This is a genomic window from Sulfurospirillum cavolei (assembly GCF_001548055.1).
Lineage (GTDB): Bacteria > Campylobacterota > Campylobacteria > Campylobacterales > Sulfurospirillaceae > Sulfurospirillum.
Genome location: NZ_AP014724.1, coordinates 2,119,206 through 2,144,867, shown reverse-complemented (window position 1 = coordinate 2,144,867; position 25,662 = coordinate 2,119,206). Strand labels below are relative to the sequence as shown.

General features: G+C 44.6%; 21 protein-coding genes and 1 CRISPR repeat array. Of the genes, 14 read left to right on the top strand and 7 right to left on the bottom strand.

The window, feature by feature from the left end:
• The first annotated feature begins 144 nt into the window (after nt 1-144).
• From gltB to UCH003_RS13955, 9 genes are read left to right on the top strand one after another with little or no spacing between them, the layout of a single operon-like run.
• The gene (gene gltB, locus UCH003_RS10695) at nt 145-4,569 is read left to right on the top strand and encodes a glutamate synthase large subunit (protein ID WP_060826510.1); all 4,425 of its coding nucleotides are present in this window, start codon (nt 145-147) and stop codon (nt 4,567-4,569) included.
• Nucleotide 4,570: 1 nt separating this feature from the next.
• Nucleotides 4,571-5,953, top strand: a complete 1,383-nt coding sequence (locus tag UCH003_RS10690; protein WP_060826509.1) for a glutamate synthase subunit beta — start codon at nt 4,571-4,573, stop codon at nt 5,951-5,953.
• A 2-nt stretch (nt 5,954-5,955) separates the two neighbouring features.
• Complete coding sequence (locus UCH003_RS10685; RefSeq protein ID WP_060826508.1) at nt 5,956-6,681, top strand: inositol monophosphatase family protein; 726 nt, start codon at nt 5,956-5,958, stop codon at nt 6,679-6,681.
• Between the two features lie 22 nt (nt 6,682-6,703).
• Nucleotides 6,704-7,582, top strand: coding sequence for an acetyl-CoA carboxylase, carboxyltransferase subunit beta (gene accD, locus UCH003_RS10680; protein WP_060826507.1), 879 nt, complete (start codon nt 6,704-6,706; stop codon nt 7,580-7,582).
• Entirely contained in the window at nt 7,579-8,034 is a 456-nt protein-coding gene (locus UCH003_RS10675; protein WP_060826506.1) for a 23S rRNA (pseudouridine(1915)-N(3))-methyltransferase RlmH, read from the top strand. Before accD ends, UCH003_RS10675 begins: the two co-directional genes overlap by 4 nt.
• A gap of 41 nt (nt 8,035-8,075) precedes the next feature.
• Nucleotides 8,076-8,435 (top strand): RNA polymerase-binding protein DksA, encoded by a 360-nt coding sequence (dksA, locus tag UCH003_RS10670; protein ID WP_039672304.1) that lies wholly within the window; start codon nt 8,076-8,078, stop codon nt 8,433-8,435.
• A gap of 30 nt (nt 8,436-8,465) precedes the next feature.
• On the top strand, nt 8,466-9,476 hold the full coding sequence (locus UCH003_RS10665) for a hypothetical protein (protein WP_060826505.1): 1,011 nt from the start codon (nt 8,466-8,468) through the stop codon (nt 9,474-9,476).
• Nucleotides 9,473-10,420 (top strand): tRNA dihydrouridine synthase, encoded by a 948-nt coding sequence (locus tag UCH003_RS10660; protein ID WP_060826504.1) that lies wholly within the window; start codon nt 9,473-9,475, stop codon nt 10,418-10,420. Before UCH003_RS10665 ends, UCH003_RS10660 begins: the two co-directional genes overlap by 4 nt.
• Nucleotides 10,421-10,455: 35 nt before the next feature.
• The gene (locus UCH003_RS13955; protein ID WP_060826503.1) at nt 10,456-12,522 is read left to right on the top strand and encodes a diguanylate cyclase domain-containing protein; all 2,067 of its coding nucleotides are present in this window, start codon (nt 10,456-10,458) and stop codon (nt 12,520-12,522) included.
• Between the two features lies 1 nt (nt 12,523).
• Here UCH003_RS13955 and UCH003_RS10650 read toward each other — a convergent pair whose 3' ends face one another.
• From UCH003_RS10650 to UCH003_RS10630, 5 genes are all read right to left on the bottom strand, one after another.
• Nucleotides 12,524-12,877, bottom strand: coding sequence for a hypothetical protein (locus UCH003_RS10650; RefSeq protein ID WP_060826502.1), 354 nt, complete (start codon nt 12,875-12,877; stop codon nt 12,524-12,526).
• Nucleotides 12,874-13,800 carry an AEC family transporter gene (locus tag UCH003_RS10645; RefSeq protein WP_060826501.1) on the bottom strand — a complete coding sequence of 309 codons (927 nt, stop codon included), beginning with the start codon at nt 13,798-13,800 and terminating at the stop codon, nt 12,874-12,876. The genes UCH003_RS10650 and UCH003_RS10645 overlap by 4 nt, the downstream gene beginning before the upstream one ends.
• A 6-nt stretch (nt 13,801-13,806) precedes the next feature.
• Complete coding sequence (locus UCH003_RS10640) at nt 13,807-14,676, bottom strand: hypothetical protein (protein ID WP_060826500.1); 870 nt, start codon at nt 14,674-14,676, stop codon at nt 13,807-13,809.
• On the bottom strand, nt 14,673-14,984 hold the full coding sequence (gene fliN, locus UCH003_RS10635; protein ID WP_060826499.1) for a flagellar motor switch protein FliN: 312 nt from the start codon (nt 14,982-14,984) through the stop codon (nt 14,673-14,675). Before fliN ends, UCH003_RS10640 begins: the two co-directional genes overlap by 4 nt.
• A 98-nt stretch (nt 14,985-15,082) precedes the next feature.
• Complete coding sequence (locus UCH003_RS10630; protein WP_060826498.1) at nt 15,083-15,847, bottom strand: exodeoxyribonuclease III; 765 nt, start codon at nt 15,845-15,847, stop codon at nt 15,083-15,085.
• A gap of 106 nt (nt 15,848-15,953) precedes the next feature.
• Between UCH003_RS10630 and UCH003_RS10625 the strand changes: the two genes are divergently transcribed.
• Entirely contained in the window at nt 15,954-16,379 is a 426-nt protein-coding gene (locus tag UCH003_RS10625) for an ArsC/Spx/MgsR family protein (RefSeq protein ID WP_060826497.1), read from the top strand.
• Nucleotides 16,364-16,663 (top strand): hypothetical protein, encoded by a 300-nt coding sequence (locus UCH003_RS10620; RefSeq protein WP_060826496.1) that lies wholly within the window; start codon nt 16,364-16,366, stop codon nt 16,661-16,663. The genes UCH003_RS10625 and UCH003_RS10620 overlap by 16 nt, the downstream gene beginning before the upstream one ends.
• On the opposite strand, the gene UCH003_RS10615 is transcribed toward UCH003_RS10620, so the two are convergent.
• Nucleotides 16,660-17,586, bottom strand: a complete 927-nt coding sequence (locus UCH003_RS10615; protein WP_060826495.1) for an AEC family transporter — start codon at nt 17,584-17,586, stop codon at nt 16,660-16,662. The two genes, UCH003_RS10620 and UCH003_RS10615, sit on opposite strands and share 4 nt — an antisense overlap.
• A 102-nt stretch (nt 17,587-17,688) precedes the next feature.
• Between UCH003_RS10615 and UCH003_RS10610 the strand changes: the two genes are divergently transcribed.
• Entirely contained in the window at nt 17,689-18,171 is a 483-nt protein-coding gene (locus tag UCH003_RS10610) for a HugZ family protein (RefSeq protein WP_060826494.1), read from the top strand.
• Between the two features lie 136 nt (nt 18,172-18,307).
• A CRISPR array of direct repeats spans nt 18,308-19,267; the repeat unit is 31 nt; unit sequence CTTTAAATACAACAATTTGTGTCGGTTTGAG.
• A gap of 262 nt (nt 19,268-19,529) precedes the next feature.
• On the opposite strand, the gene thiC is transcribed toward UCH003_RS10610, so the two are convergent.
• Nucleotides 19,530-21,398, bottom strand: a complete 1,869-nt coding sequence (gene thiC / locus UCH003_RS10605; protein ID WP_060826493.1) for a phosphomethylpyrimidine synthase ThiC — start codon at nt 21,396-21,398, stop codon at nt 19,530-19,532.
• 566 nt (nt 21,399-21,964) lie between these two features.
• Between thiC and UCH003_RS10600 the strand changes: the two genes are divergently transcribed.
• Nucleotides 21,965-22,714: a sulfite exporter TauE/SafE family protein gene (locus UCH003_RS10600; RefSeq protein WP_060826492.1), complete on the top strand. Its 750-nt coding sequence runs from the start codon at nt 21,965-21,967 to the stop codon at nt 22,712-22,714.
• Entirely contained in the window at nt 22,711-25,533 is a 2,823-nt protein-coding gene (gene uvrA / locus UCH003_RS10595; RefSeq protein ID WP_060826491.1) for an excinuclease ABC subunit UvrA, read from the top strand. Before UCH003_RS10600 ends, uvrA begins: the two co-directional genes overlap by 4 nt.
• Nucleotides 25,534-25,662: the final 129 nt, after the last annotated feature.

The window sequence follows — 25,662 nt, the reverse complement described above, 5'->3', positions numbered from 1 at the left end:
TTATATTATTTATGGTATGTAAACTCTGAAAACACCATAAAATAGTCGTTAATTGAAATTTAATAATTTTTAGAGTAATATCCGTCGCTTTTAACTTAAAATTTGTCAAAAAACTTGATGAAAATTCCACAAAAGGCTTGTGAGATGGATCTAATAAGAGGATTTAAAGACAATTGCGGTTTCGGTTTAATCGCAAATATTAAAAATACTCCTACCCATGAAAATGTTGAAGATGCAATTACGGCGTTAGAGCGCATGATGCATCGAGGGGCAATTGCCGCGGACGGAAAAAGCGGAGACGGAAGCGGTCTACTTTTTTCGATGCCGGTCGACTTCATGAAAAAAGAAGCACACAAATTGGGAGTGGATTTACCCAAACAATTTGCCGTTGCAATGATTTTCCTGCATACGCAAGAGCAAAAACGCATTTTTGAAGAGGCCTGTGAGCAAAACGATCTCAAAGTCCTTCTTTATCGAGACGTACCCGTTAAAACCAAAGCATTGGGAAAATTAGCACTCGACTCGCTCCCTCAAATCGTTCAAGCGTTTGTTACGTCCGCTTCTTTGGTCGCGACAAAACGTTTTGAAGCCCTTTTGTATTTAACGCGCAAAACGGTTGAAAAAAAATTGGCGCATGAGAGTGAATTTTACATTGCCTCTTTTTCCAGCAAAGTGATCTCGTATAAAGGGTTGGTGATGCCGACCTATATTAAGACGTTTTTCCCCGATTTAAGCGATGTCGATTTTAAAGCGACGTTTGCACTGTTTCATCAACGTTTTTCAACCAATACGCTACCGAAGTGGAAATTGGCACAACCTTTTCGCACTTTGGCGCACAACGGCGAGATCAATTCGATTTCCGCCAATCGCTTTAACACGCAAGTGAAAACAGAATGTATGAAAAGCGGCGTTTTCTCGGACGAAGAGTTACAAAAATTGTATCCTTTAACGACTAACGACGTGAGCGATAGCGCCAGCTTGGATAACATGTTCGAGTTTATGCTCCTCAACGGATTTGACTTTTTTAAAGCCGTACGTTCGCTCATTCCTGCTCCTTGGCAAAATGCGCCGCATATGGATTCGGGTCTTCGAGCGTTTTACGAATTTTCAAGCATTAATTTCGAGCCGTGGGATGGACCTGCCGCGATCTCTTTAACCGACGGTCGTCATATTGCCTGTGTTTTAGATCGCAACGGATTGCGTCCGGCAAAATATATTATTACCAAAGACGATCGTATCATTATCTCAAGCGAGTACGGCGTTTTAGATATTGAGGAAGACAACATTATTGAAAGAGGCCGTTTACAAAGCGGTCAAATGATCGGGCTCGACCTCAAATTCGGCAAAATTATGAAAAATGACGATATCAACGATTATCTTGCCAGCTCTAATACCTATACCGAGTGGCTGAACAAAGGTCTTGTGTACCTTCAAGAGTTCGTCGATATTCCTTTTTCAAAAACAACCGACTACGTGCGTGAAAATTTGGAATTGGAGCAACGCTATTTCAACATTACGCAAGAAGTAAAAAATATGGTCATCGAGCCGATGATGAAAGACGGCAAAGAAGGTGTCGGTTCAATGGGCGACGATACGCCGATGGCGGCTTTTAGCCATGTTCAGCGTAATTTTAGCGACTATTTTAAACAAAAATTCGCCCAAGTGACCAATCCACCGATCGATCCTATCCGTGAAAAAGTGGTGATGAGCCTTAATACGAGTTTCGGAGAGATACGCAATATTCTTGAGGAGAGCCAAGAACACGCCGTTCGTATCAAATCGATTTCGCCGATTATGATGCAAGAGAAATTCGATATTTTAGACTCTTTCGGCGATAAGAGCAAACCGCGCTATAAAGATGAATACAAAAATCGCTATTTCTCGACACTTTTTGAAGATAACCTCAAAGGAAGTTTGGAAGATTTGGCATACGATATTGCGCAGGCGGTTAAAAACGAAGGCGTGCGTATTATTTTCCTTGACGATCGAGGTATGACGAGCAAGCTCAAACCGATGCCGATGATTATGGTCATCGGACGCGTCAATCAAGTTTTATTGGATGAAGGCGTTCGTTCTTTAGCTTCCATCGTTGCCATCTCCGCCGAAGCGATAGACACGCATTCGTGTGCATGTATGATCGGTTTTGGAGCCAGTGCAATCTATCCTTATTTGCTCTACGCAACCGTTTTAGACGAATGCAAAAAGAGCGATATGGGATCGTACGAAATCAAAACCAAACTGAAAAACGTCAATCATGCCATCGGGCAAGGCTTACTCAAAGTGATGTCAAAGATGGGTATCGCAACGATTGCATCGTATCGTAACTCGGCGTTATTCGACGTTTTAGGCTTGGGAAGCGAAGTGGTACAGGAGTGTTTCAACGGAGCGATTTCATTGATTCCGGGGCTCTGTTACGAAGACATCGAAGAGCGTTTGGCACGCAACCATCATAAAGCGTATGAACTCAATCTCAGTAAAAAACTTTTTCCGTTGGAAATTGGCGGTTTTTACAAATACATCGACGGGCAAGAGTACCACGATTATCATCCGCAGGCGATTCATGCGATTCACAAAGCGACCGTTACGGGAGAAAAAAAAGATTTTCAAGAGTTCACGAAGCTGATTAACAATCGCGGATTTAAAATGATACGCGACTTTTTCGAACTTAAATCCGATCGTGAGCCTATTGCCGTCGAAAAAGTCGAATCCAAAGAGGCTATTTTTAAACGTTTTGCGACCGCGGCGATGAGTTTAGGATCCATCTCTCCCGAAGCGCATGAAGCCCTCGGTGAAGCGATGAATCGCATCGGCGGTATGAGTAACTCCGGAGAAGGCGGCGAAGCACCTGAGCGCCTTAAAACCAATAAAAACTCTAAAATTAAACAAATCGCGTCCGGACGTTTCGGCGTTACTCCGGAGTATTTACGTTCGGCAACCGAAATTCAAATCAAAGTCGCGCAAGGCGCAAAACCGGGAGAAGGCGGACAATTACCCGGTCATAAAGTGACTTCGTTAATCGCCAGCCTTCGCTATACAATTCCGGGTGTTACGTTGATTTCTCCGCCGCCGCACCATGATATTTATTCGATTGAAGATTTAGCGCAGCTGATTTTCGATATGAAGCAAATTAATCCAGATGCCATCGTGACGGTCAAACTCGTCTCTACTGCGGGTGTAGGAACGATTGCCGCGGGTGTCGCTAAGGCGTATGCCGATAAAATTATTATCTCGGGCGGCGACGGCGGAACGGGTGCCGCACCGTTGACGTCGATTAAATTTGCCGGCAATCCATGGGAAATCGGTCTAAGCGAAGCACACAATGCTTTAAAAGCCAACCATTTACGCGATAGCATTCATTTGCAAACCGACGGTGGACTCAAAACGGGACTCGACGTCGTAAAAGCGGCACTTTTGGGTGCGGAAAGTTACGCGTTCGGTACGCTTTCGTTAACGATTATCGGATGTAAAGTCTTGCGCGTTTGCCATTTGAACCGTTGTTCGGTGGGCGTTGCGACGCAAGACGAGAAGTTAAGGGAGCATTTCGTCGGAACGGTCGACAAACTGGTCAACTTTTTTACGCTTTTGGCCGAAGACGTACGCGAAATTTTGGCGCATTTAGGGTATACGCGTTTAGAAGAGATCATCGGACGAAGCGATCTTTTACATGTCATCGATGATACGTTCGCGAAAAAGTTTGACTTTTCGTCCGTTTTGATGCGCTTGGAAGGTCCCGATACCCATAGCGGCAAATCCAACGATCCTTTCGATAAAAACGTGTTTGAAAAAGAGATTTTGAAAGAAGTTTATAAAGTCATCGAAAATCCGGACGAGAAAATCGTTTTGCATCGCGAAATTTGCAATACCAATCGAAGCTTTGGAACACTCATTAGCGGTGAAATCGCGAAATTTTACGGCAACAAAGGTCTCAAAGACGATAGCATCGTTTTCAGACTTAACGGGGTTGCGGGACAGTCCTTGGGTGCTTTTTTAGCCAACGGGTTGAGCATTAATCTCAAAGGTACGGCAAACGATTACGTCGGTAAAGGTATGAACGGCGGTAAAATCGTTATCGCGCCTAAATTTCAAGGCAGGGGATACGCGTGTGCCGGTAACACCTGTTTGTACGGTGCAACGGGCGGTAAACTTTACGTTGCCGGAATCGTGGGAGAACGCTTTTGCGTACGAAATTCCGGTGCCGTTTCCGTGGTTGAAGGAACGGGAGATCATGCTTGCGAATATATGACCGGCGGCGTCGTTGCAATCTTGGGCAATACCGGCGTGAACTTCGGTGCGGGTATGACCGGCGGTGTGGCATTCGTGTATGACGAAACGCGCGACTTTATCGATAAACTCAATCAAGAACTTGTGATTGCCGAGCGTATCGATACGGATGATATGGACGAGGCACGGCATTTCTTGAAGCGTCTACTTCGTACGCACATCAATGAAACGGCAAGTTTTAGAGCCACGCAAATTTTAGAAGATTTTCGCCATGCGGTCAGGGACTTTTGGATCGTTCGTCCTAAAGATATGACCAAAGTACCACTCAATCCGGAGCAAGGAGACTAAGATGCAAAATTTTGTGAATGAAGAGAGATACGAGCCTAGAAAACGCTCAACCGGAGATCGCGTTAAAGATTTTAAAGAAATTTACGAAATTTTTAGTAAAGAAGACGCTTCCGCACAAGCCGATCGTTGTATTCAGTGCGGCGATCCGTTTTGTCACAGTAAATGTCCGTTACACAATTATATTCCGTTTTGGTTAAAAGCCACGAGCGCAATGAAGCGGGAACTTGCTTTTAATCTTTCCAATGAGACCAATCCGTTTCCCGAAATTACCGGACGTATTTGTCCTCAAGATCGTTTGTGCGAAGGAGATTGTACGCTAAACGACGGTCACGGAGCGATTACGATCGGTGCAATTGAGACGTTTATTTCCGAAGAGGGATTTAAAAAGGGCTTTAAACCGAGCTTTCCGGGAATCACGACAAAGAAAAAAGTAGCGATTATCGGTGCTGGACCTGCGGGTATCGCCTGTGCGACCTATCTTCTTCGTGCCGGTATCGGCGTTAGCATGTACGATAAACAAAACAGAGCCGGTGGACTTCTAACGTACGGGATTCCGGGATTTAAGCTGGACAAAGAGGTGGTCGCAAGGCGCGTAAGATGGCTTCAAGACGCCGGTTTGACGTTGCATACCAATACGCAAGTCGGGAAAGAGATCGGATTTGACGAAATTGCGCATAGCCACGACGCTATTTTCTTGGCGATCGGTGCGGAGAGCCCTCGTAAAGCCAATATTGCCAATGAAAACGCAAGCGGCGTTTTTACGGCAATCGACTTTTTACGCAATATTCAAAAGAAGCAATTTAACGAGAGTTACGATAAAAAATTTGAAGTTAAAAATAAAAACGTCGTTGTCGTCGGCGGCGGCGATACGGCAATGGATTGTTTGAGAACGTCGATTCGCGAAGGGGCTAAAAGCGTGACATGTTTATACCGTCGCGATAAATACAATATGCCCGGTTCTAAAAAAGAGTTTAAAAATGCGATCGAAGAGGGTGCGGAATTTATGTACAACGTCTCTCCCAAAGAGATTTTGGTAAACTCCGAAGGTCAAGCGATCGGTATCGATATGCAAAAAACAATTTTAGGCTCAAAAGACGCCTCTTCAAGGCAAGTCGTCGAAATCGTAAAAGGCGGCGATTTTAGAGTCGATGCCGATATTATTATTTTTGCTTTGGGCTTTATTCCTTCCGTGCCGACGTTTTTAGCGGAAAACGGTATCGAAGTCAATAAATCAGGCTGTATCGTTGTGAATAGTGAGTACCAAACGACCAAATCGGGCGTCTTTGCCGGCGGCGATTGTAAACGCGGATCGGATTTGGTCGTCACGGCCGCCAAAGAGGGTAAAGAAGCCGCCAATGCGATCGTCAAAAAGTTGTTAGGTTAAGCATGGGCGTGATCGAAGCCGCACTGCAAGCCAACAGAGTACTGTATCGGCGTTTACGAACGCAAGGCTTGCATGCGGACGATCACCTCTGCTTTGGACAAGGTGCGGGAGGCGATCGAAGTGCGGCGATCGATTTAGAAGCCGAACGTATCTTTATCGAGCATTTGCTTCCTTTTGGAACGATTATTTCCGAAGAGAGCGGAACGATTGAAAATCCTTACATGTCATCGTATATCGTTCTTGATCCCATCGACGGAAGCGACAACCTTTTATCGCATTTACCCTATTACGGTACGTCGGTTGCCTATTTCGAAGAAGGAAAATGCACCAAAGCCGTTATCGCGAATTTAGCCAACGGCGATTGTTTTATAAAAGATCAAAACGGACTCAAACGCGCTCACATCGACGAAAAAAATTTCGGCGACGTTTTGTGCAATCCGTTTAGCAAAGTGGGTATTTTCGAGCGCGCTTACGCATCTTCCCGTCTGCATCCTTTATTGCAAAAAGCAGGACTCAAATACCGTTCTCCCGGAGCATTTGCACTCTCTTTGGCGTATGCGAGGGAGGTTTCGTTCGTGCTGTATGAGGGAGCTATCCGCTCATACGACGTGGAAGCGGGACGCTTTATGTGCGAAGATTTATACCTTTACGAAACGCAGGAGCTTTTTCTCGTAAGCAAAGATAAGGAAATTTTCGATAGAATAATTAACTTATTTATAAGCAATTAGCTTTCAAAGAGGATGCATACGTATGGGATTTGCCGAAATCTTCAGTAAAATAAGAAAGACACAATCCGCTCCGAGCGAAGCACCAAGCCATTGGGTGAAATGTAGCGCGTGTCAATCATTAATGTATTATAAAGAGGTCGAACAACGTTTTAACGTCTGCCCAAAGTGTGGATTTCATATGCGAATTTCTGCCACAAAACGTATTGAGCAATTAAGCGATGAAGGAAGCTTCGTCGAGTTTGATGCCAATTTGATCCCCGTCGATCCTTTAAAATTCGTGGATAAAAAATCGTACAAAAAGCGTATCGAAGAGGCGGAAGAAAAAACGGGAAAACATTCCTCCGTGATTTGCGGCACATGTACGATCGAAGGCGTGAAAGTTCAACTTGTCGTATTTGATTTTGCGTTCATGGGCGGCAGTTTGGGGTCGGTCGAGGGCGAAAAAATCGTTCGAGCGATTCATAGAGCGATTGCGGACAAAGAAGGACTTGTGATCGTCAGTGCCAGCGGCGGTGCTCGTATGCAAGAGAGCACTTTTTCTCTGCTTCAAATGTCCAAAACGTCTGCAGCGTTAGCAAAACTTGCCGAAGCAAAACTACCTTACATTTCGATCTTAACCGATCCGACGATGGGCGGGGTGAGTGCATCGTTTGCATTTTTGGGCGATATTATTATGGCAGAACCGGGTGCATTGGTCGGTTTTGCGGGACAAAGGGTTATCAAACAAACGATCGGTGCCGATTTGCCCGAAGGCTTTCAAAAAGCGGAATTTTTATTGGAACACGGTTTGATCGATATGATCGTTACGCGCGAAGAGATGAAAAAGACGGTTGCGGATTTGATGAAGCTTTTGGGAGCACATTGTAAAAGTGATGATTTTGAGCTAAGACTCAAAGCATGAACATCACGGTTTACACGATTGAAAAAAGCAGCGACAAATCACTTGACGCGCTAGCGTCGGAGTATATCAAAATGATTTCACGCTTTGCCAAAGCGCAAGAGATCAAGATCTTTACGAAACAGATAGCCTTAGCACAAACCATCGGCGAAAAAGAAGCGAGAGCTTCTTATACGAAAGCGTACGAGCCTTTTTTAAAAGGCTATAACATCGCTTTAGACGTACAAGGAACGCTCGTAGACAGCGAAACGTTTAGCCTTTTTTTTGATGAAGACGTCCATATTAATTTTTTTATCGGAGGTGCATTCGGTTTTGATGAGGCTTTTTTGGGGCAAACTCAAAAGATTATAAGTTTAAGTAGATTAACATATGCGCACAAAATTGCGAAGGTGGTTTTATTTGAACAGATTTATCGGGGATTGTGCATAAAAAACAACCATCCCTATCATAAATAGTCGATTATAATGCAGGGCAACTTTTCTAAAGGAAACAAAGGATGAGAGAGAACGAGTTAAAGCATTTCGAGGATCTTCTAAAAGAAAGAAAGGTTCAAATCAAAAAAAACATCGAAGATTCTATGCGTGAGATCGATGATCTCAAAGACAGTGAAGTCGGAGATGAAGCCGATCATGCCTCCGTTAGTACCGATCGTATGATCGAACAAGCGATTAGTACGCAACAAATGAAAGAGTTGAACGAAATCGAATTTGCACTCAATAAAATTCGTAACGGTACGTACGGTATTTGCGAAATGTGCGAAGAAGAGATCGGATTTCAGCGTCTTAAAGTCAAGCCGCATGCAAGGTATTGTATCGTATGCCGCGAAATTATAGAGAAGTCGGCAAAAAACAAATAAACGAGAAAATTATTCTAAAAGTAGGAACAGATGGGCATTAAACGTTATATCCTTTTATCACTGATTTATATGGTGGCTCTTGGGCTTTACGTATATAGCTTTAGCGCTGAAAGCTATGCGCTGACGCTTTTGGGAGTCTCTTTAAACTTACCGGTGGCATTATGGATTACGCTTCCCGTATTGGTTCTCGTTTTAGGATCGATCGTTCATCTCGTTTTCTACAATTTTAAAGATTTCCTCTACAAACGTGCACTTAAAAAGGATTTTGAGTTGTTTCAAGAAGCGGCAAAAAATCGTATTTTAGGCGAAGAAGTAACGCATAATTATAAAACGGACGGATTCAAATTTGCAGGACGCGTATTAAGCTGTATGCGATTCGATCCGACTTTGCCGACCTCTTTTATCGAAGAAGAGGTTGCAAAGGCGTGTGCGTTGGCGGTGAGTATCGAAAACGGTAATTACGAAGATATGAAAAAATACCGTTTAGCGAAAACCAATCCTTTAGCCGTTAAAAATACGATCAACCGTTTGAGCATAGAGCCGAAATTTGCGACGGAAGTTTTGAAAAATTGTAAAGACCTCCAAAGCGAGTTATGCCAAAAAGCCTATAACGCACTTTTAAATTTTGCCAGTTTCAATGAAATCAAACGCTACGATTTTGCTACCGATAAAAAAGCGTTTCGTCGTATGATGGAGCGTTATTTGGATGCGGACGATAGTTTTGATATGGATTTAAAATCCATCGAAGATATGCTCGACCAATGCGCGGCGGATAGAATCGATTATTTGGACCTTGCCCGCGAAATTAAAGCCAAACTCTCTCCCGATGCTTTAATCGCCTTGTTCGAAAAATTGTACAATACCAAAGGAAGCGTTGCGGCCGATGCGTATCTGTATGTTTTATACGATCTTCAAATGATCGATAAAATTCGCGAGATTTTAGTCAATTCCGATCGTGACGAGTTTGTGCGATTTAAAACCGTCCTCTTTTTAAGGGATAACGCTAAAAGCATTGATATTGACGCCTTTCTTCGCGTATGAGTTATGAGATAGATTTTGAGCGGGGCATTTTAGCCCTTGCTCCGCTTGCCGGTTTTACCGATCTCCCGTTTCGCTCCGTCGTCAAAAAATTCGGCGCGGACGTGACCTTCTCCGAAATGATCAGTGCCAACGCGTTAAAACACCATTCGGCAAAAACGTTTAAAATGCTAACGAAATCGCCGTTGGAAACTCCCTATATCGTACAGATTGCCGGCTCGGATTTAGCGGTCATTAAAGAAGCGGTTTTGATGTTAAACGACATCGAAGGCATCGACGGGATCGATCTTAATTGCGGTTGTCCCGTGCCAAAAGTCGTTTCTCAAGACGCGGGTTCGTCGTTGCTGCTCAATCTTCCGCATATGCAAAAAATTATCGAAACGATCAAAACGCATTCGAACAAACGCTATACCAGTGCTAAAGTTCGCTTGGGATTTACGACGAAAATCCCTGAAACGATTGCCAAAGCCTGCGAAGAGGCGGGGGTCGATTTTATGAGTATTCACGGCAGAACCCGTTCGGGCGGATATAAAGCGGAAGTGGATTATGAAGCAATTGCGCGGGCACGTGCATCGGTTCGCATTCCCGTTATTGCCAACGGAGACATTACCGACTACGAAAAAGCCTTACATGTCAAAGCGGTAACGGGATGCAACAGCCTGATGATCGGGCGTGGGGCGGTGGGAAATCCGTGGATTTTTTACCAAATCAAACATGCACTTCCCTTTGTCGATAAAACGAAAATTTTAGAAATTGTCTCCGAACATTTTGATGCGATGATCGAGGTTTACGGACGACAAGGCGTTTCGCTTTTTCGCAAGCATTTGCACACCTATTCCAAAGGTTTTCGAGAAGCTTCGGAATTTCGCGACCGCGTCAATCGAATCGACGACGTCGACGCGATGCGCGAAGCTATTGACTTTTTCTTTACAAATGCACTATCATAAGGATTCGTTAGCGTAAAAACTCTTGAGGAAGAGCTATGTTACAGGGATTACGGGCACGTAGCATTTTACTGAGTATCGTAGCTTTTCTTATCTTGGGCAGTATCAGCCTTGCCTTTACCTATCAGTTAACGCGGGATCTCAGACTGACGTTCGGTGAAAAATATGCGATCGAACATGCTCTTCGACACAGTCAACGCATTGCCGATATGCTTGCTCTCAATATTCGTCTAGCCGAACATACTACGACCTCGGATGCTTTGCATCGATGGTTGTCGAACGAGTCGGATGAAACGGCGAAAGAAGAGAGTTTAAAACTTCTTAACGACTCGCTTCGTATGGCAAAAGCCGATAGTTGGTTTGTTGCCTTTGCCGGCAGTGAACATTTTTATTACGAAGATCTTAACCGCAGTTATCAAGCCTTTCAACCGCTGAAAAAGCTCTCCTCTTCCAACACGAACGACGGGTGGTTTTACCATACGATGCGCTCGGCAGATACCTTCAATTTAAATATCGACTACGACGAGGCGGTTAAAGCGACGAAGTTATGGATGAATATCCTTGTTCGCACGGAACAAAATGCTTTGGGCGTTACGGGTTTTGGGATTGATCTTGCACAATTTATCGATGCGTATGTTTTAACAAAAACTCAAGGCTTTCAAGCGATTATTTTAAATAAACAAGGTGTGATCCTTGGACACCCCGACTTTAGCAAAGTCACGCATAATGTTCATACGAGCGCGTCAAATACGTGGAAGACTATTTGGCCGTATCTTGATACGAAGAGCCAAAAAGAGCTTCGCCGTTACATGCAAGACCTTCCTTCTCATGCATCGGATGTTTTTACATGTAAATTGCGATACGACGGAAAAGAGTATACGGTGGCGTTGGCATATATGCCCTACGTGGATTGGATAGGACTTTCGATGGTCGACGTGAGCACGCTTTTGACGCTGTACGATATGCGTATGGCATTTACGGTGTTGATCGTTTTGGGGTGTTTGAGTGCTTGGATCGCTTACGTTCTTTCTCAGTCGTATCTTTTAACCCCGATTCGCCATCTTAGCTCTGTCGTTAAAGCCGTGTGTGCGGGTGATTATACGCAAAGAGCTCCCTTGGATAAAGAGACCGACGAACTCTCGGCGCTGAGCCGCGACGTTAATGCCATGATCGATATGGTGCAAGAAGCTCAAAGTGCGACGATTCAAAGGTATCGTTGGTTGGCGGAAAATTCGCATGACGTTATTTGGGTGATGGGCGTGGACGGCAAATTTGTGTACGTCAGTCCTTCCGTGAAACGATTACGCGGATTTAGCGCGGAAGAAGTGATGGAGCAATCGTTTGAAGAGGTTATTTGCGAAGGATCGCGGCAAACGGTTTTGCATCTCATGGAAATGGCGATTCTAGAAGCGGCTAACGGTGTGCTTCTTGACGCTAAAACTGTTTTGGTCGAACAGCCGTGCAAAGACGGCAGTACGGTTTGGACGGAAGTCAACGCCCGCTTAGTCGTCAATCAACAAGACGGCTCCATGCAGTTTATCGGTATTACACGCGATATTACCGAACGTTTGGCGGCGGAAGAGGAGATCAAAAAGCTAGCATTTTACGACCCTTTGACGCACCTTGCCAACCGAAGACTTTTCGTGGATAAGTTGGAAAGTGGCCTTGTAACATGCAAAAAAGAGCATACGTTCGCAGGTGTTATTTTCCTCGATTTGGACGATTTTAAACCTTTGAACGATACGTACGGGCATCAAGCGGGCGATGAACTGCTCATCGAAGTGGCACGTCGTTTAAGGGAAACGGTTCGCGCAACGGATACCGTAGGACGTTTCGGCGGCGACGAATTTGTGATTTTAGTAACGCAATTAGGCTTTACTCGTGAGGAAGCTTCCCATACGGTTACGCGCATAGCGCACCAAATCGCCGCGTTCATCGCACAACCGTACCCGCTTTCGTCGACCGTGTATACGCTCAGCGCTAGCATCGGCGTCTTGCTTTTTAATGAGGGTCAAAACGATGCAAAAACGATTCTTGATGAAGCCGATAGCGTGATGTATCGGGCAAAAGATGCGGGTAAAGCGTGCGTGATCGTCCAAGGATAATCTAATAGCCGTCGTCAAAGCCGCGTGTTTTATGCTTCTCTTTTTTGTAGCTACCGCGGTATTTTTCTTTTTCCAACAAGTTAGCCTCTTTTAAAAGACGTTTATGCGCGGTATCTTTGTCGGCATCTTGGGTTTCTATCGTCGAGACGACAAGATTGGCGTAAGCTTCGAGCGTATGCGTGTAGGTTGAATCGAGCCGAACGGCTTGAACTTTGTGTAGGGTTTTGAGACTTTTTTGTGCACGTTTAACAAACAGATCGTAGTCAAACTGTTCGTTTTTCAGCGCGCTGACGCAACTGCTTAAGAAACGCTCTAACGCGCGAATGTATTTTACTCTGGCTTCTTTATCGTTCATGGCAGATTCACGATATTTAAAAAGTGTAACAACTGGCTAACGAGAATAAAAAACGGAATAAACACCAAGGACGTAACAAAGACGAGCATCGTAACGTCTAGCGGCTTGCATTCGTACAGTGCCGCCAAGTTGACGTTGGTAACGGCTAAGGGAACGATCAACTCCAAAAAGATCAAAGTCGCGACCATCGGCTCCAAATCAAGAGCGTAAAATAAAATAACACCGGCGATCAGCGGCGTCAGTAAAAACTTGATCATGCCGACATGTAAGACCAATGTGACGTTCATGCTTTTGAGATGAATGTTGTAAAGGTACATGCCAAAGACGATCAACTGAATGACCATCGTACAGTATGCGCCCATCTCCATGGAACGCATCAGTGCCGGATGAAAACGTACGCCGGAAAAATTGAGGATCAACGCTAAAAACGCAAACCAGATGACGGGAAGTTTGACGATATTGAAAAGCGACTCTTTGATGCTAAAGTTGCCGCGTGAATAGAAAAAGACGCCGAGCGTATAGACGATAAAAACGTTGCTAATATTGATCATGCTGGTGTAGATAATGGATGCGTCGCCAAAAAGCGCAATACCCAAAGGAATACCTAAATTGCCGGTATTGCCGATAATGACGCAAATCGTAACGATCGATTTTTCTTTGATGTCGGTAAAGAAAAGACGTGCGATAACAAAGCTCACCAGAACGCAAAAGAGCGAAATCGCCACATACCAAAACGGTACTTGAAGCAACGATAAGTCGATTGGACGGGAAGAGAGTCCCCAAAACGAGAGCATCGGTTGCAAAAAGTAGATGGAAAGCAACACCATGCCTTTTTCGTTCATCTCTTCTTTAAGCACTTTTTTGGACATAAACCCTAAAAGGATAAAGGCATAAATCGACAGAATGGAGATAGCGATCGTCATCGAGGCTTAATGCTCTGCCTCTTCAAAAGGAGGGTAATCCGCTGAAGCTTTATTTTTGTAAGTGCTAAGTTTATTATCTTGCAGTTTCAAGTAGTCGTCCAAACGCCTACGATTTTCCTCAAAGACTTTTTCAAAATCGTTGTCGTCTTTGACTTCGCCGTTTTGAAATTTTTCCAGAAGAACGTTGGTATTTCCGGTCATAACGAGGTAACGAATGCTACCGTATTCAAATAAAACGACGCTGTTTTGCGTATCGAGCTGTTTTTTATGCAGTAAATTGACCTCTTGACCGACACCCGTTTTAGGGTTGAAAAGCCATGATTTTCCCGCTCCGCCGCTTTTTGCGGGACGAATTGTCCGTACGCCGATGCGACGTTTGATCCAGAACATCAACGCAATTAAAAGCACTAAAACGATAATAACGACGATATAGCGCGTATCGATCAAATCGCTTGTCGGGCTCGAAGACGAAGGCGAAAGCGACGGAGCGGCGGCTTCGGTATCGGACGTTTTGGCTTGCATGATGCTTCCGCGAATGCGAAGACCAAAGCCGTCGACGGTTTTAGAGGCGACGACGCTGATGCGTTTATCGCTTTTGAGCACCACTTTGAGGGCATTGTTTTTTTCCGGAATAATCACGAGTTCTTGAATAATCGCCGAGTTGATACTCTTTTCGATCATCTTGTCGTAGCCTAAATCGTTAATCGTTAACGTAATGGAAGACGCATCGTTTTTTTGCGAGATACTGCCTTCGTGCGGTGCGTCAAACGAGAGCATCACATCGACGCGATCGCTTCTTTCATAGACGTTGTAGGTTAAAAGGTTGGAAGCGCAAAGCCAAGAGGAAAGAGCAAACAGAACGTATAAAAGTCTCATAGGCTCTCTTTTTTAAAGTATTGGATAACGGTTTTGGAGTCTAAAATCTCGTTAATACGAATGGCAAGGTTTTTTTCGTAAACCATCACTTCGCCTTTACCGAAAATCTTTCCGTTGATATAAAGTTCGACGCTCTCTCCCGCAGGTTTTTCCAAGTCGATGACCGAGCCTTTTTCCAGTTTTAAAAGTCTTTGAATCGTGATATGCGTCGTTCCAAGCTCCGCTACGAAATTGACACTGATATCTAAAAGATTTTCAAATCCGGAGAGCAGTTTGCGTGCGACGTACTCTTGATCGGCTGCGTCCAATGTTATTCCTTTGAAGCTTCGTTAGCGTAATAAAGCAAAAACTCTTCCAAAACCTTTGGTAATGCTCTTATTATAATGGATTTTGTTTAAAGTATCGATTAAAGTTCGATGTCGATTCCGACGGGGCAGTGGTCGGAACCTTGAATTTCGGGCAAAATAAACGCATCGTTGAGTCTTGGCGCAAGCTCTTCGGAGATGAAAAAGTAGTCGATTCTCCAGCCCACGTTTCTGCTTCTCGCTCCCGCGCGGTACGACCACCACGAGTAAGCATCTTTTTGATCGCCGTGAACGTGACGAAACGTATCGACGTAACCTACATGTAAAAGCGTGTCGATCCATGCGCGTTCAACGGGTAAAAAGCCCGAAGTATTTTCGTTGGCTTTAGGGTGGGCGAGATCGATTTCGCGATGGGCGGTATTGACGTCGCCGCAAACGATGATACTTTTACCCTGTTTGCGAAGCGTTTGCATATGCTCCAAAAAGTCGGCGTAAAAGCGCATTTTGTGTGCGAGGCGTTCTTCGCTTTGTTGTCCGTTGGGAAAATAGACGTTAAACAAGACCGTGTCGCCGAAACGGTGTTCCAATATTCTTCCTTCTTCGGTATGATCGATCTGTAGGTCGGTTGAGGTATCCGAAAAAGGGATGCGCGAAAGGCTCATCGTCCCTGAGTAGCCTTTTTTCTTTGCGGAGTTTACGTAACGATGCGTGAGCGGATGAGTAAAAAGATCGGTCGGGATTTGTTCGTATTCGGCTTTGATCTCTTGCAAGCATAAAATGTCGGGTTGGTAGGTGTCGACCCACGAAAATGCATTTTTCGAGGCGACGGCGCGAATGCCGTTGACGTTCCACGAGATAAGTTTCATCAAAAATCCTTTCTAAAAACGTTGCGTATCTTAACACGCGATCTTTTAAAACGACCTATAGCGGCATACAATTTGCATAAGTCCCTCCAAAGCAAAGGAGCGAACGATGGTCTTTACGCCTCACCGACGAATCGTCTTTTACGAAAAAACGGGTTGTAGCGGCAATGCCCGCCAAAAGGCACTTTTACGTGAATACGGGATAGAGATTGAGGTACGTAGTTTGTTGGAAACTCCGTGGGACAAGCCTACGCTTGAAGCCTTTTTTGAAGGGCTTACGCCGCATGAAATGCTCAATCCGTTTGCGCCGCAGCTTAAAGACGGTACGTTTCAGCTTGCAGAGTATACGAAAGAGAGCCTGATCGAAGCGATGATACGCACACCGATTTTGATTCGCCGTCCGCTCCTTCAAATAGGCGACGTCAAGCTCTGCGGTTTTGATATTGCGCGCCTGAACGAACTCTTACATGTCACGATGCCCGTACCCGAAAATATCAACGCCTGTTTAAGCAGTGACGCATGCAACAATGCTTAGAATACATTTGTCGGGAATTTGAAAAAGTCAAAGACTATTTGCATCGACCGACGCTTGAAAAAGAGCGGATCATCGACAACCTTTTTGCCAATTTTATGCAGTGCTTTTCGGAGTACCCGTTTGAAAAAAAACGCTATCCTAAAGAGTTTTTGGAAGCGGCAAATCTCTACAACGCAGGCGATGCGGTAGTACGTCAACGCTTTGCGGACATCGGGATGCGCTATTTGCTCTTAAGCGATTTTTACGATTACGTGAAGATTACGCATCTTGATCGCAAGGTTTAAGCAAAACTGCCCAGCGAAAAAGCGGAGAGTATAAAGGCGGCGAGCATTAAAAACGGGATAAACCATAGCGACGTAAAAAAGATGAGACTCGCCACGTCTAACGCCCGACAGTCGTAGAGCGCGGCAAGGTTGACGTTGACGACGGCGAGCGGAACGATGAGTTCCAAGAAAAGCACCGAAGCGACAAACGGCGTGATCGGTAAAACGAAAAAGAGCAACCAAACCGTCAAGACGGGCATCAAAACGAATTTGAGCAGATGCACGTGCCATAAGCGTTTGACGTTGAGTTCTTTGAGTTTGACGTTATAAAGGTACATACCGAAAATCATCAACTGAATGACGATCATGCTGTACGCCCCCATCTCCAGCGACTGAAACAAAACGGGATGAATGCGAATCCCCGAAAAATTTAACGCAAGTGCCAGCATCGCCGCCCAAATAATCGGCAGTTTAAAGATATTGACGAATGCTTGTCGCAGGCTTGAGCTCCCCGCCGAATAGAAAAAAACGCCTAGCGTGTAGGTCATGAGAGTATTGGCGACGCTGATCATGCTGGTGTAGAGGATGGATTCTTCTCCCAAAAGGGCGATACCTAAAGGAATGCCGAGGTTTCCCGTATTGTTCAAAGCCGCGGCAATCGTCATAATCGAACGCTCTTTTTTGTCGTTGAAAAAAAGTCGAGCAATGAAAAAGCCGAGCGCAATCGTTAGAAACGAAAACACAAGATAGTACGCCGGAATTTTGAGCAAGTCTAGACTGATAGGTTTGGTCGAAAGCCCCCAAAACGAGAACATCGGATGCAAAAAATAGACCGAGAGGATGACCATACCGCGCTCGGAGAGCTCGTCTTTGAAAATTTTTTTGGCGACGTACCCGAGCACGATAAAAACGTAAATTGCCGAAACGGAAAGCACGATGTTCATAAGTCAGCTTTACATGTCAAGATGTGAAAGAGGTATTGTAACGCAATTTCGCATCATCATTGACGCTTTCGTGCTACAATGAAACGAAAAAAAAGGGTCTGGATGAAACATTTTATAGCCGGCATTCAAACCGCCATTATCGGAACGCTGGACGCGAAAGGAGCTCCTTTTAGCTCTTACGCACCTTACATGTACGATCAAAACCGTTTTTACGTCTACCTCTCCGACATTGCCACGCATGCTAAAAATCTTCAAAGAAACCCCAAAGCTTCGCTCTTTTTCATAGAAGACGAAAGTAAAACGGAAAATCTCTTTGCGAGAAAACGCGTCTCATTGCAGTGCGATAGTGTAAAAATAACACGAGGAAGCGAGCGTTTTGAAGAAGTGTTGGATTTGTTCGCCAAAAAGTTTGATGCCAAAATGGTAAATACGCTTAAAAAGATGACCGACTTTAATCTCTACGAATTCAAAGTGACGTACGGCGAAGCAACGTTTGGGTTTGGAAAGGCGTATTTTATCGGTGGGAAAAATATGGATGAACTCATACCTAGAGGCGAAAACAACCCGCATCGTGAAGGGAAGTGAAAAGCTTATATGTAAAGCTTTCTATGCAAAATTTAGCTAGAATTAACGTATTAAATAGAAGATTAATGGTCAAAAGTTAAAAGTTTAGCCCTGACCCCTTTTTGCATTTGCTCTATCTAAAATAGGTAAGAATGATCTTTAAATACAACAATTTGTGTCGGTTTGAGTGATAGATTTTCACGTTTTCATTATGCTTTAAATTCTTTAAATACAACAATTTGTGTCGGTTTGAGGATAGTATTGTAAAAGTTCGTAGTTTTTCATGTGCTTTAAATACAACAATTTGTGTCGGTTTGAGGAGATAGATAGGTTTAAATCTTTTGTCATGTGGTACTCTTTAAATACAACAATTTGTGTCGGTTTGAGCTAACGCTTCATAATTAGCTGAATTGATAAACAAACTTTAAATACAACAATTTGTGTCGGTTTGAGAAAGATCGAAAGCACGGGCATTTATGGAATATTTCTTTAAATACAACAATTTGTGTCGGTTTGAGTTAGAATCTTTCTCCATTTTGCACTTGTTGTTGTCTTTAAATACAACAATTTGTGTCGGTTTGAGGCGTTAAAGCCGATACCGTTTTCGTTTCAATGCGCTTTAAATACAACAATTTGTGTCGGTTAGAGAGTCATCGGCGGAGTTACAAAAAAAACCGTTTACGCCTTTAAATACAACAATTTGTGTCGGTTTGAGTCTCTTCTTTGATTGATTTATCGCTTTTTGATTTAACTTTAAATACAACAATTTGTGTCGGTTTGAGAAATTTATATCCAAAAGGGGAACTAACCTCTTCCATCTTTAAATACAACAATTTGTGTCGGTTTGAGATTTACTGCAAATACTTCACTCAATAACTCTTTACTCTTTAAATACAACAATTTGTGTCGGTTTGAGTGTTGTACTCTTGTTCACACTCTGCAATGAACACGTCTTTAAATACAACAATTTGTGTCGGTTTGAGTCGTCGATGTAGTAAGTTGAAATACATCCCCGTTAGCTTTAAATACAACAATTTGTGTCGGTTTGAGGCAACGCCGCCATGATCTTGAATCCCTGCATACATTCTTTAAATACAACAATTTGTGTCGGTTTGAGTGCTAAATTATAGAGCTTCTTAAAAACTAGAATTCCATAAAATTGCCTTTTATGTCATTTTTTCCAATTAAAATTAACAATGTATTGTTAAAGATCAAAAAGGCGATGACGTGCCCTATTATAGCGATTTAGATCTAAAAAAGCGTCAAGTGCGGTTGGAAAAAATCAGATTAAGAAATATCGGGGGAGAAAGCATTCAATGTATTTTATTTTAGTAAGGGCCTAAGGAGTTTTCGTCCTTGTTAAAACAAGGACGAACTCTTTACATGTAAATCTGTCCGCCACTCTCTTTAAAGTGTTCTGCTTGCTCTTCCAACCCTTTTTCTAGCGCAATATTGACATCTTCTGCACCGATTTTGGCGGCGTAATCTCTCACATCTTGAGATATTTTCATCGAGCAAAATTTTGGGCCGCACATGGAGCAGAAGTGAGCGACTTTGGCACTCTCGACGGGTAAGGTTTTGTCGTGGTATTCACGCGCACGGTCTGGGTCAAAGCCGATGTTAAATTGGTCGTACCAGCGAAACTCAAAACGGGCTTTGCTCATGGCATTATCACGGATTTGTGCTCCTGGGAAGCCTTTGGCGAGGTCAGCGGCATGGGCGGCGATTTTGTAGGCGATGATGCCCTCTTTGACATCTTCACGGTTTGGTAAGCCTAAGTGCTCTTTGGGTGTGACGTAGCAGAGCATCGCTGTGCCGTACCAACCGATTTGCGCTGCGCCGATGGCGGAGGTGATGTGGTCATACCCCGGAGCTACGTCGGTCACGAGCGGTCCAAGCGTGTAAAACGGCGCTTCAAAACAGTCCTCTAACTCTTTGGTCATATTCTCTTTGATCTTTTGCATCGGAACGTGTCCCGGTCCTTCGATCATCACTTGCACGTCGTGTTTCCAAGCGATTTTTGTGAGTTCTCCCAAGGTTTCTAGTTCGGCAAATTGCGCTTCATCGTTGGCATCGTAGAGGGAACCCGGACGTAAGCCATCACCCAACGAAAACGCGACGTCATAGGCTTTCATGATGTCACAGATTTCCTCAAAATGGGTGTAAAGGAAGTTTTCTTTGTGGTGGTGTAGACACCATTTTGCCATAATGCTACCACCGCGTGAGACGATGCCGGTAAGGCGTTTAGCCGTCATCGGCACATACGCCAAACGCACACCTGCATGAATGGTGAAGTAGTCCACGCCTTGCTCGGCTTGTTCGATGAGCGTGTCACGGAAGACTTCCCATGTCAGATCTTCAGCGATGCCGTTGACTTTCTCTAAAGCTTGGTAAATGGGCACCGTTCCGATGGGCACGGCAGAGTTGCGGAGTATCCACTCTCTCGTCTCGTGGATGTTTTTACCTGTCGATAAATCCATAACGGTGTCGCCGCCCCAACGCGTTGACCAAAGCATCTTTTCGACTTCTTCTTCGATGGATGAGGTTGTTGCGGAGTTGCCGATGTTGGCGTTGATCTTGACCATGAAGTTACGACCTATAATCATCGGCTCGGCTTCGGGGTGATTGACATTGAGAGGCAGTACCGCTCGCCCTGCGGCGATCTCTTGGCGGACAAATTCAGGCGTGTAAACTTCAGGCAGGTTTGCGCCAAAATGCTCACCCGTGTGTTGTGCTCCTAAAAGTTTGTTTTGGCGTGCGACTTCAAGGTTACAGTTTTCACGAATGGCGACGTACTCCATCTCAGGCGTGATGATGCCCGCTTTGGCGTAGTGCATTTGGGTGATATTTTTGCCACTCATTGCACGGCGCGGTTTTTTGAGGTTGGGGAAGCGAAGGGCGTTGAGCTCGGCATCATCGTGGCGTTTGTGAAAATAGACGGAGCTAAAATCGGCTAGTTGCTCCGTGTCAGCTCGTTCCTCTATCCATTTTGCACGTAGTGGCTCTAAGCCTTTGTGGAGGTCTATTTTGACGTTTGGGTCGGTGTAAACGCCTGAAGTATCGTATACATGTAAAGGTGGATTTTCCTCCACTTTACCATCACCAAAAGCAGTGGCACTAAGGGTTATTTCACGCATTGGGACTTGAATGTCAGGACGTGAGCCTTGAATGTAAATTTTACGAGAACTTGGGAAATTTTGAATGTAAGAAGAGTCTATCTTCTCAAGATTGTCGAGTACTTTACTCATAAGTTTATCTCCTTGATGCCAAATCCAACCCACTAAGCGAAGAGCGAGAAAAGAGGAGCATGTAGCTACGAGGCAAAGACGTGAAGCTTTGCTTATCGCAAAGCGAAAGACTTTAACGAAGTAGATGCGTGCTCTTCTTTTCTCCCGAAGGGCACAACGATAAACGTCGCATTTTTTCGTTGACGCTCCTTGACATAGCTTTGGCTATGCCTTCGTCTCGTCGCCTCAAACTGCTTGCTTATCGTTGTGCGCACTGCGCTTAGTGGGTTGGATTTGGCATTATCCCTACGCTGGCATTACCCAGATCAGGTTCGTGAAACCGCATTAACGGTTTCTTGGGGTATTATCTCAGCCGATAAAACACTGTTTTATCTAGCACCCCCACAGACAACGGTATGGTTAAAGAAAAAGATTATACGCAAGGGAACTTAAACGGCGCGTAAGATGAGAACTTAGGTCTCGTCTTTTTCCCGTACGTTTCTTTTTGAAAAGGATCACGTTTGTTTTTAAATCGTTTATTAAGAGGGGTTCGAGTAAAATAGATCACTTCTTAAAAAGCGGGATCGATGGAAATAGGATTTGGACTTTTAGGCGTTTTTGTGGGTTTTGCTTCCGGTTTTTTCGGTATCGGTGGCGGAACGCTTTTAGTGCCTATTTTTCTTTATATGGGCTATGACATCAAAACCGCCATCGGTATTTCGGTGATGCAGATGATCTTTAGTTCGATGCTGGGTTCGTATCAAAACTATAAAGCCGGAATGTTAACGCTTAAAAGCGGTCTGATCTTAGGATGCGGCGCATTGGTGGGAGCTTCTTTTAGCGGACTTATCGTCGATACTTTATCGCATACGGCGTTGCTTTTCTTATTTGAGGCGGTTTTAGCACTTTCGATGTACAAGATGTTTACGACGGCATTGGAAAGCTCCAAACCTCCTTGCGAGTCCTATCTTCTCCTGGCTTTTTTAGGTGTTGTTTTGGGTGCCGTGTCGATTAGTACGGGTACCAGCGGTGCGATTTTTCTAACGCCCGTTCTTACGGGATTTTTACATTGGGATATTAAAAAAGCCGTTGCGACAACGCTTTTTTTTGTCATCTTCGGCTCAATTTCGGGGTTTTTCAGTTTGGCGATGCACGGTTACGTGGATTACGAAGTCGGTGCATTGGTCAGTGTCGGATCCATTGTCGGCGTCTATTTCGGCGTCATGCTTTCCCACAAAATGGCGAAAAAAGAGCAAAAACTCGCCTTGTTAATACTCTATACGGTAATGTTTTTGCTGACGCTCAATAAAATTTTAAGCGAGATGAATGTTTTATGATCAAAATATACGGTGCAAAAGAGAACAATCTTAAAAATATCAACTTAGAGATTCCCAAAAATAAGCTCGTCGTTTTTACGGGACTGAGCGGAAGCGGTAAAAGTACCTTGGCGTTCGATACGCTCTATGCCGAAGGGCAACGTCGTTATATCGAATCGCTCTCCTCATATGCAAGACAGTTTTTAGATCGCGTGGGCAAACCCGACGTCGAGAAGATCGAGGGTTTGACGCCCGCGATCGCGATCGATCAAAAAACAACGAGCAAAAATCCGCGCTCAACCGTGGGAACGATTACCGAGATTTACGACTATCTGCGGTTGCTTTACGCGCGCGTCGGGAAGCAGCATTGTCATATTTGCGGTCAAGAAATCTCGCAAATGTCGGTAGCAGATATTATCGAACAGGTTTTAAAATTGCCCGCAGAGACGAAGCTCTCGATCTTAGCGCCGTTGGTACGCGAGAAAAAGGGCAGTTTTGCCGATATGATCGAATCGTTGCGCCATAAAGGTTACGTGCGTGCTTTGATCGACGGCGTGATGGTGCGGCTCGATGAAGAGATCGAACTTCTTAAAACCAAAAAACATACGATTAAAGTCATTATCGACCGCGTCGTCATTCGCGAAGAAAATCGTGATCGTATCGCCACCGACATTGAAAAAGCACTTCTAGAGAGTTACGGCGAAGTCGAGCTTGACATCGCCAATGCCGAAGAAGTAGGGCTTGCAACATCGCATATTCATTACAGCGAACATTTGGCGTGTTTTGACTGTAAAATCAGTTTTGAGCCGCTAGAACCGCTTTCGTTTTCGTTCAATTCTCCCAAAGGCGCATGCCCTACATGTGATGGATTAGGGATTCGCTACACGCTGGATTTGAAGAAAATTATTAATGAAAACGTGAGCATCGACGAAGGGGCGATTCGTATTTTTTACGGCTTTAACAAAAGCTTTTACGCCAAATTTTTAGAGGCGTATTGCCAAGCGGCGGGTATTAATACGCGCATTCCCTACGAAGAGCTCGAAGAGCACCAAAAGCGTGCCATTTTGCACGGCGGTGTCGAAGAAGCAACTTTCTTCTGGAAAAAGCATAAGCTCGTACGAAAATGGGAAGGCGTCATTAAAATTGCCTATGAGATGCTTAAAGACGAAAAAGAGCTTGGCGAATACATGAGCGAAAAGGTGTGCGACACGTGCGGAGGGCATCGTTTACGTAAAGAGAGCCTTGCGGTACGCGTCGCCGGAAAACGCATCTCCGACATCTTGGAACTTCCGATCGATCAATGTTTGGAATTCTTTAAAAACAATGAAAATTTTTCGTACATGTCGGCACAACAAACGATGATTGCTGCACCGATTTTAAAAGAGATCAAAGAGCGACTCTTTTTCTTATTTGACGTAGGGTTGGGCTACATCAGTCTCGGGCGCGATGCACGAACCATTAGCGGCGGCGAAGCGCAACGCATCCGCATCGCGTCGCAAATCGGAAGCGGCTTGACGGGCGTCATGTACGTTTTAGACGAGCCGAGCATCGGACTTCACGAACGCGATACGCTTAAACTCATCCGAACCTTACGCAATTTGCAGAAAAAAGGCAACTCCGTGATTGTCGTCGAACACGACAAAGAGACGATCAAAACGGCGGATTTTGTGGTGGATATTGGTCCGGGGGCCGGAAAATTCGGCGGTGAAATTGTTTTTGCGGGAACGAACGAAGCACTTTTAACCAGTAATAGTCTCACCGCGCAGTACATCAACGGAACAAAAACGATCGATTATCGCCAGAACAGGGCACAAGAGCGTTGGATCGAGCTCAATCACGTCAGTATTAATAACATTCACGACTTAGACGTTAAAATTCCTTTAGGAAACCTCGTCGCGATTACGGGCGTGAGCGGTAGCGGTAAAAGTTCATTGATTCTTCAAACCTTGCTTCCGGTCGCCAAAGAGTACCTTAATCGCGCTAAGAAGATCAATAAAGTTGCCGGCGTCGAATGCATAGGACTCGATCAACTCGATAAAGTCATCTACCTCGATCAAAGTCCGATCGGCAGAACGCCGCGCTCCAATCCTGCGACCTATACGGGCGTGATGGACGAAATCCGTGCCTTATTCGCCAAAACCAAAGAGGCACAGATTCGCGGATACAGCGTCGGGCGTTTTTCGTTTAACGTCAAAGGCGGAAGGTGCGAAAAGTGTCAAGGCGACGGCGAAATCAAGATCGAAATGCACTTTTTACCCGACATCATGGTTAAGTGCGACAGTTGTAAAGGGCAACGCTACAACGCCCAAACGCTCGAGATCAAATACAAAGGCAAATCCATTGCCGACGTTTTGGACATGAGCGTGGACGAAGCCCATGACTTTTTCAAAGCGATTCCGAAAATTAACCAAAAGATTCAAACATTGGTCGACGTCGGTTTGGGATACATCACGCTTGGACAAAACGCCGTGACGCTGAGCGGCGGCGAGGCGCAACGCATTAAACTTGCCAAAGAGCTTAGCAAAAAAGATACGGGCAATACGTTGTACGTTTTAGACGAACCGACGACCGGATTGCACTTCGCCGACGTCGACCGTTTGGTCAAAGTGTTACATCATTTAACAGATATGGGTAACAGTGTTTTAGTCATCGAACACAACATGGACGTCATCAAAAATGCCGATTATCTTATCGATATGGGGCCTGAAGGCGGAAGCTACGGAGGGCGTATAATAGCGATGGGAACGCCGTTTGAAGTTGCAAATAACGCTGAAAAATCGGGAAGCTATACGGGAAAATTTTTAGGAATGGAGATGGGTCTTTCAAACGAAAATGTTTAAACGTTTCTTTTTGAAACATTATTTTAAAAATAAAAAGCTCTAAAAGTCAAAGAAATGTCCTCTACATAAGATCGACATAACTGTTCATTATAATCGCTTTTGATCGAAACTTAATGAAAGGACATTTCT

Bases quoted from the DNA above. Each gene is read 5' to 3' on its own strand.
- UCH003_RS10685 (WP_060826508.1), top strand. From the start codon at position 5,956: ATGGGCGTGATCGAAGCCGCACTGCAAGCCAACAGAGTACTGTATCGG.
- UCH003_RS10675 (WP_060826506.1), top strand. From the start codon at position 7,579: ATGAACATCACGGTTTACACGATTGAAAAAAGCAGCGACAAATCACTT.
- gltB (WP_060826510.1), top strand. From the start codon at position 145: ATGGATCTAATAAGAGGATTTAAAGACAATTGCGGTTTCGGTTTAATC.
- uvrA (WP_060826491.1), top strand. From the start codon at position 22,711: ATGATCAAAATATACGGTGCAAAAGAGAACAATCTTAAAAATATCAAC.
- thiC (WP_060826493.1), bottom strand. From the start codon at position 21,398: ATGAGTAAAGTACTCGACAATCTTGAGAAGATAGACTCTTCTTACATT.
- UCH003_RS10665 (WP_060826505.1), top strand. From the start codon at position 8,466: ATGGGCATTAAACGTTATATCCTTTTATCACTGATTTATATGGTGGCT.
- UCH003_RS10600 (WP_060826492.1), top strand. From the start codon at position 21,965: ATGGAAATAGGATTTGGACTTTTAGGCGTTTTTGTGGGTTTTGCTTCC.
- accD (WP_060826507.1), top strand. From the start codon at position 6,704: ATGGGATTTGCCGAAATCTTCAGTAAAATAAGAAAGACACAATCCGCT.
- UCH003_RS10630 (WP_060826498.1), bottom strand. From the start codon at position 15,847: ATGAAACTTATCTCGTGGAACGTCAACGGCATTCGCGCCGTCGCCTCG.
- UCH003_RS10660 (WP_060826504.1), top strand. From the start codon at position 9,473: ATGAGTTATGAGATAGATTTTGAGCGGGGCATTTTAGCCCTTGCTCCG.
- UCH003_RS10640 (WP_060826500.1), bottom strand. From the start codon at position 14,676: ATGAGACTTTTATACGTTCTGTTTGCTCTTTCCTCTTGGCTTTGCGCT.
- UCH003_RS10625 (WP_060826497.1), top strand. From the start codon at position 15,954: ATGGTCTTTACGCCTCACCGACGAATCGTCTTTTACGAAAAAACGGGT.
- dksA (WP_039672304.1), top strand. From the start codon at position 8,076: ATGAGAGAGAACGAGTTAAAGCATTTCGAGGATCTTCTAAAAGAAAGA.
- UCH003_RS10620 (WP_060826496.1), top strand. From the start codon at position 16,364: ATGCAACAATGCTTAGAATACATTTGTCGGGAATTTGAAAAAGTCAAA.
- UCH003_RS10615 (WP_060826495.1), bottom strand. From the start codon at position 17,586: ATGAACATCGTGCTTTCCGTTTCGGCAATTTACGTTTTTATCGTGCTC.
- UCH003_RS10650 (WP_060826502.1), bottom strand. From the start codon at position 12,877: ATGAACGATAAAGAAGCCAGAGTAAAATACATTCGCGCGTTAGAGCGT.
- UCH003_RS10610 (WP_060826494.1), top strand. From the start codon at position 17,689: ATGAAACATTTTATAGCCGGCATTCAAACCGCCATTATCGGAACGCTG.
- UCH003_RS10645 (WP_060826501.1), bottom strand. From the start codon at position 13,800: ATGACGATCGCTATCTCCATTCTGTCGATTTATGCCTTTATCCTTTTA.
- UCH003_RS13955 (WP_060826503.1), top strand. From the start codon at position 10,456: ATGTTACAGGGATTACGGGCACGTAGCATTTTACTGAGTATCGTAGCT.
- UCH003_RS10690 (WP_060826509.1), top strand. From the start codon at position 4,571: ATGCAAAATTTTGTGAATGAAGAGAGATACGAGCCTAGAAAACGCTCA.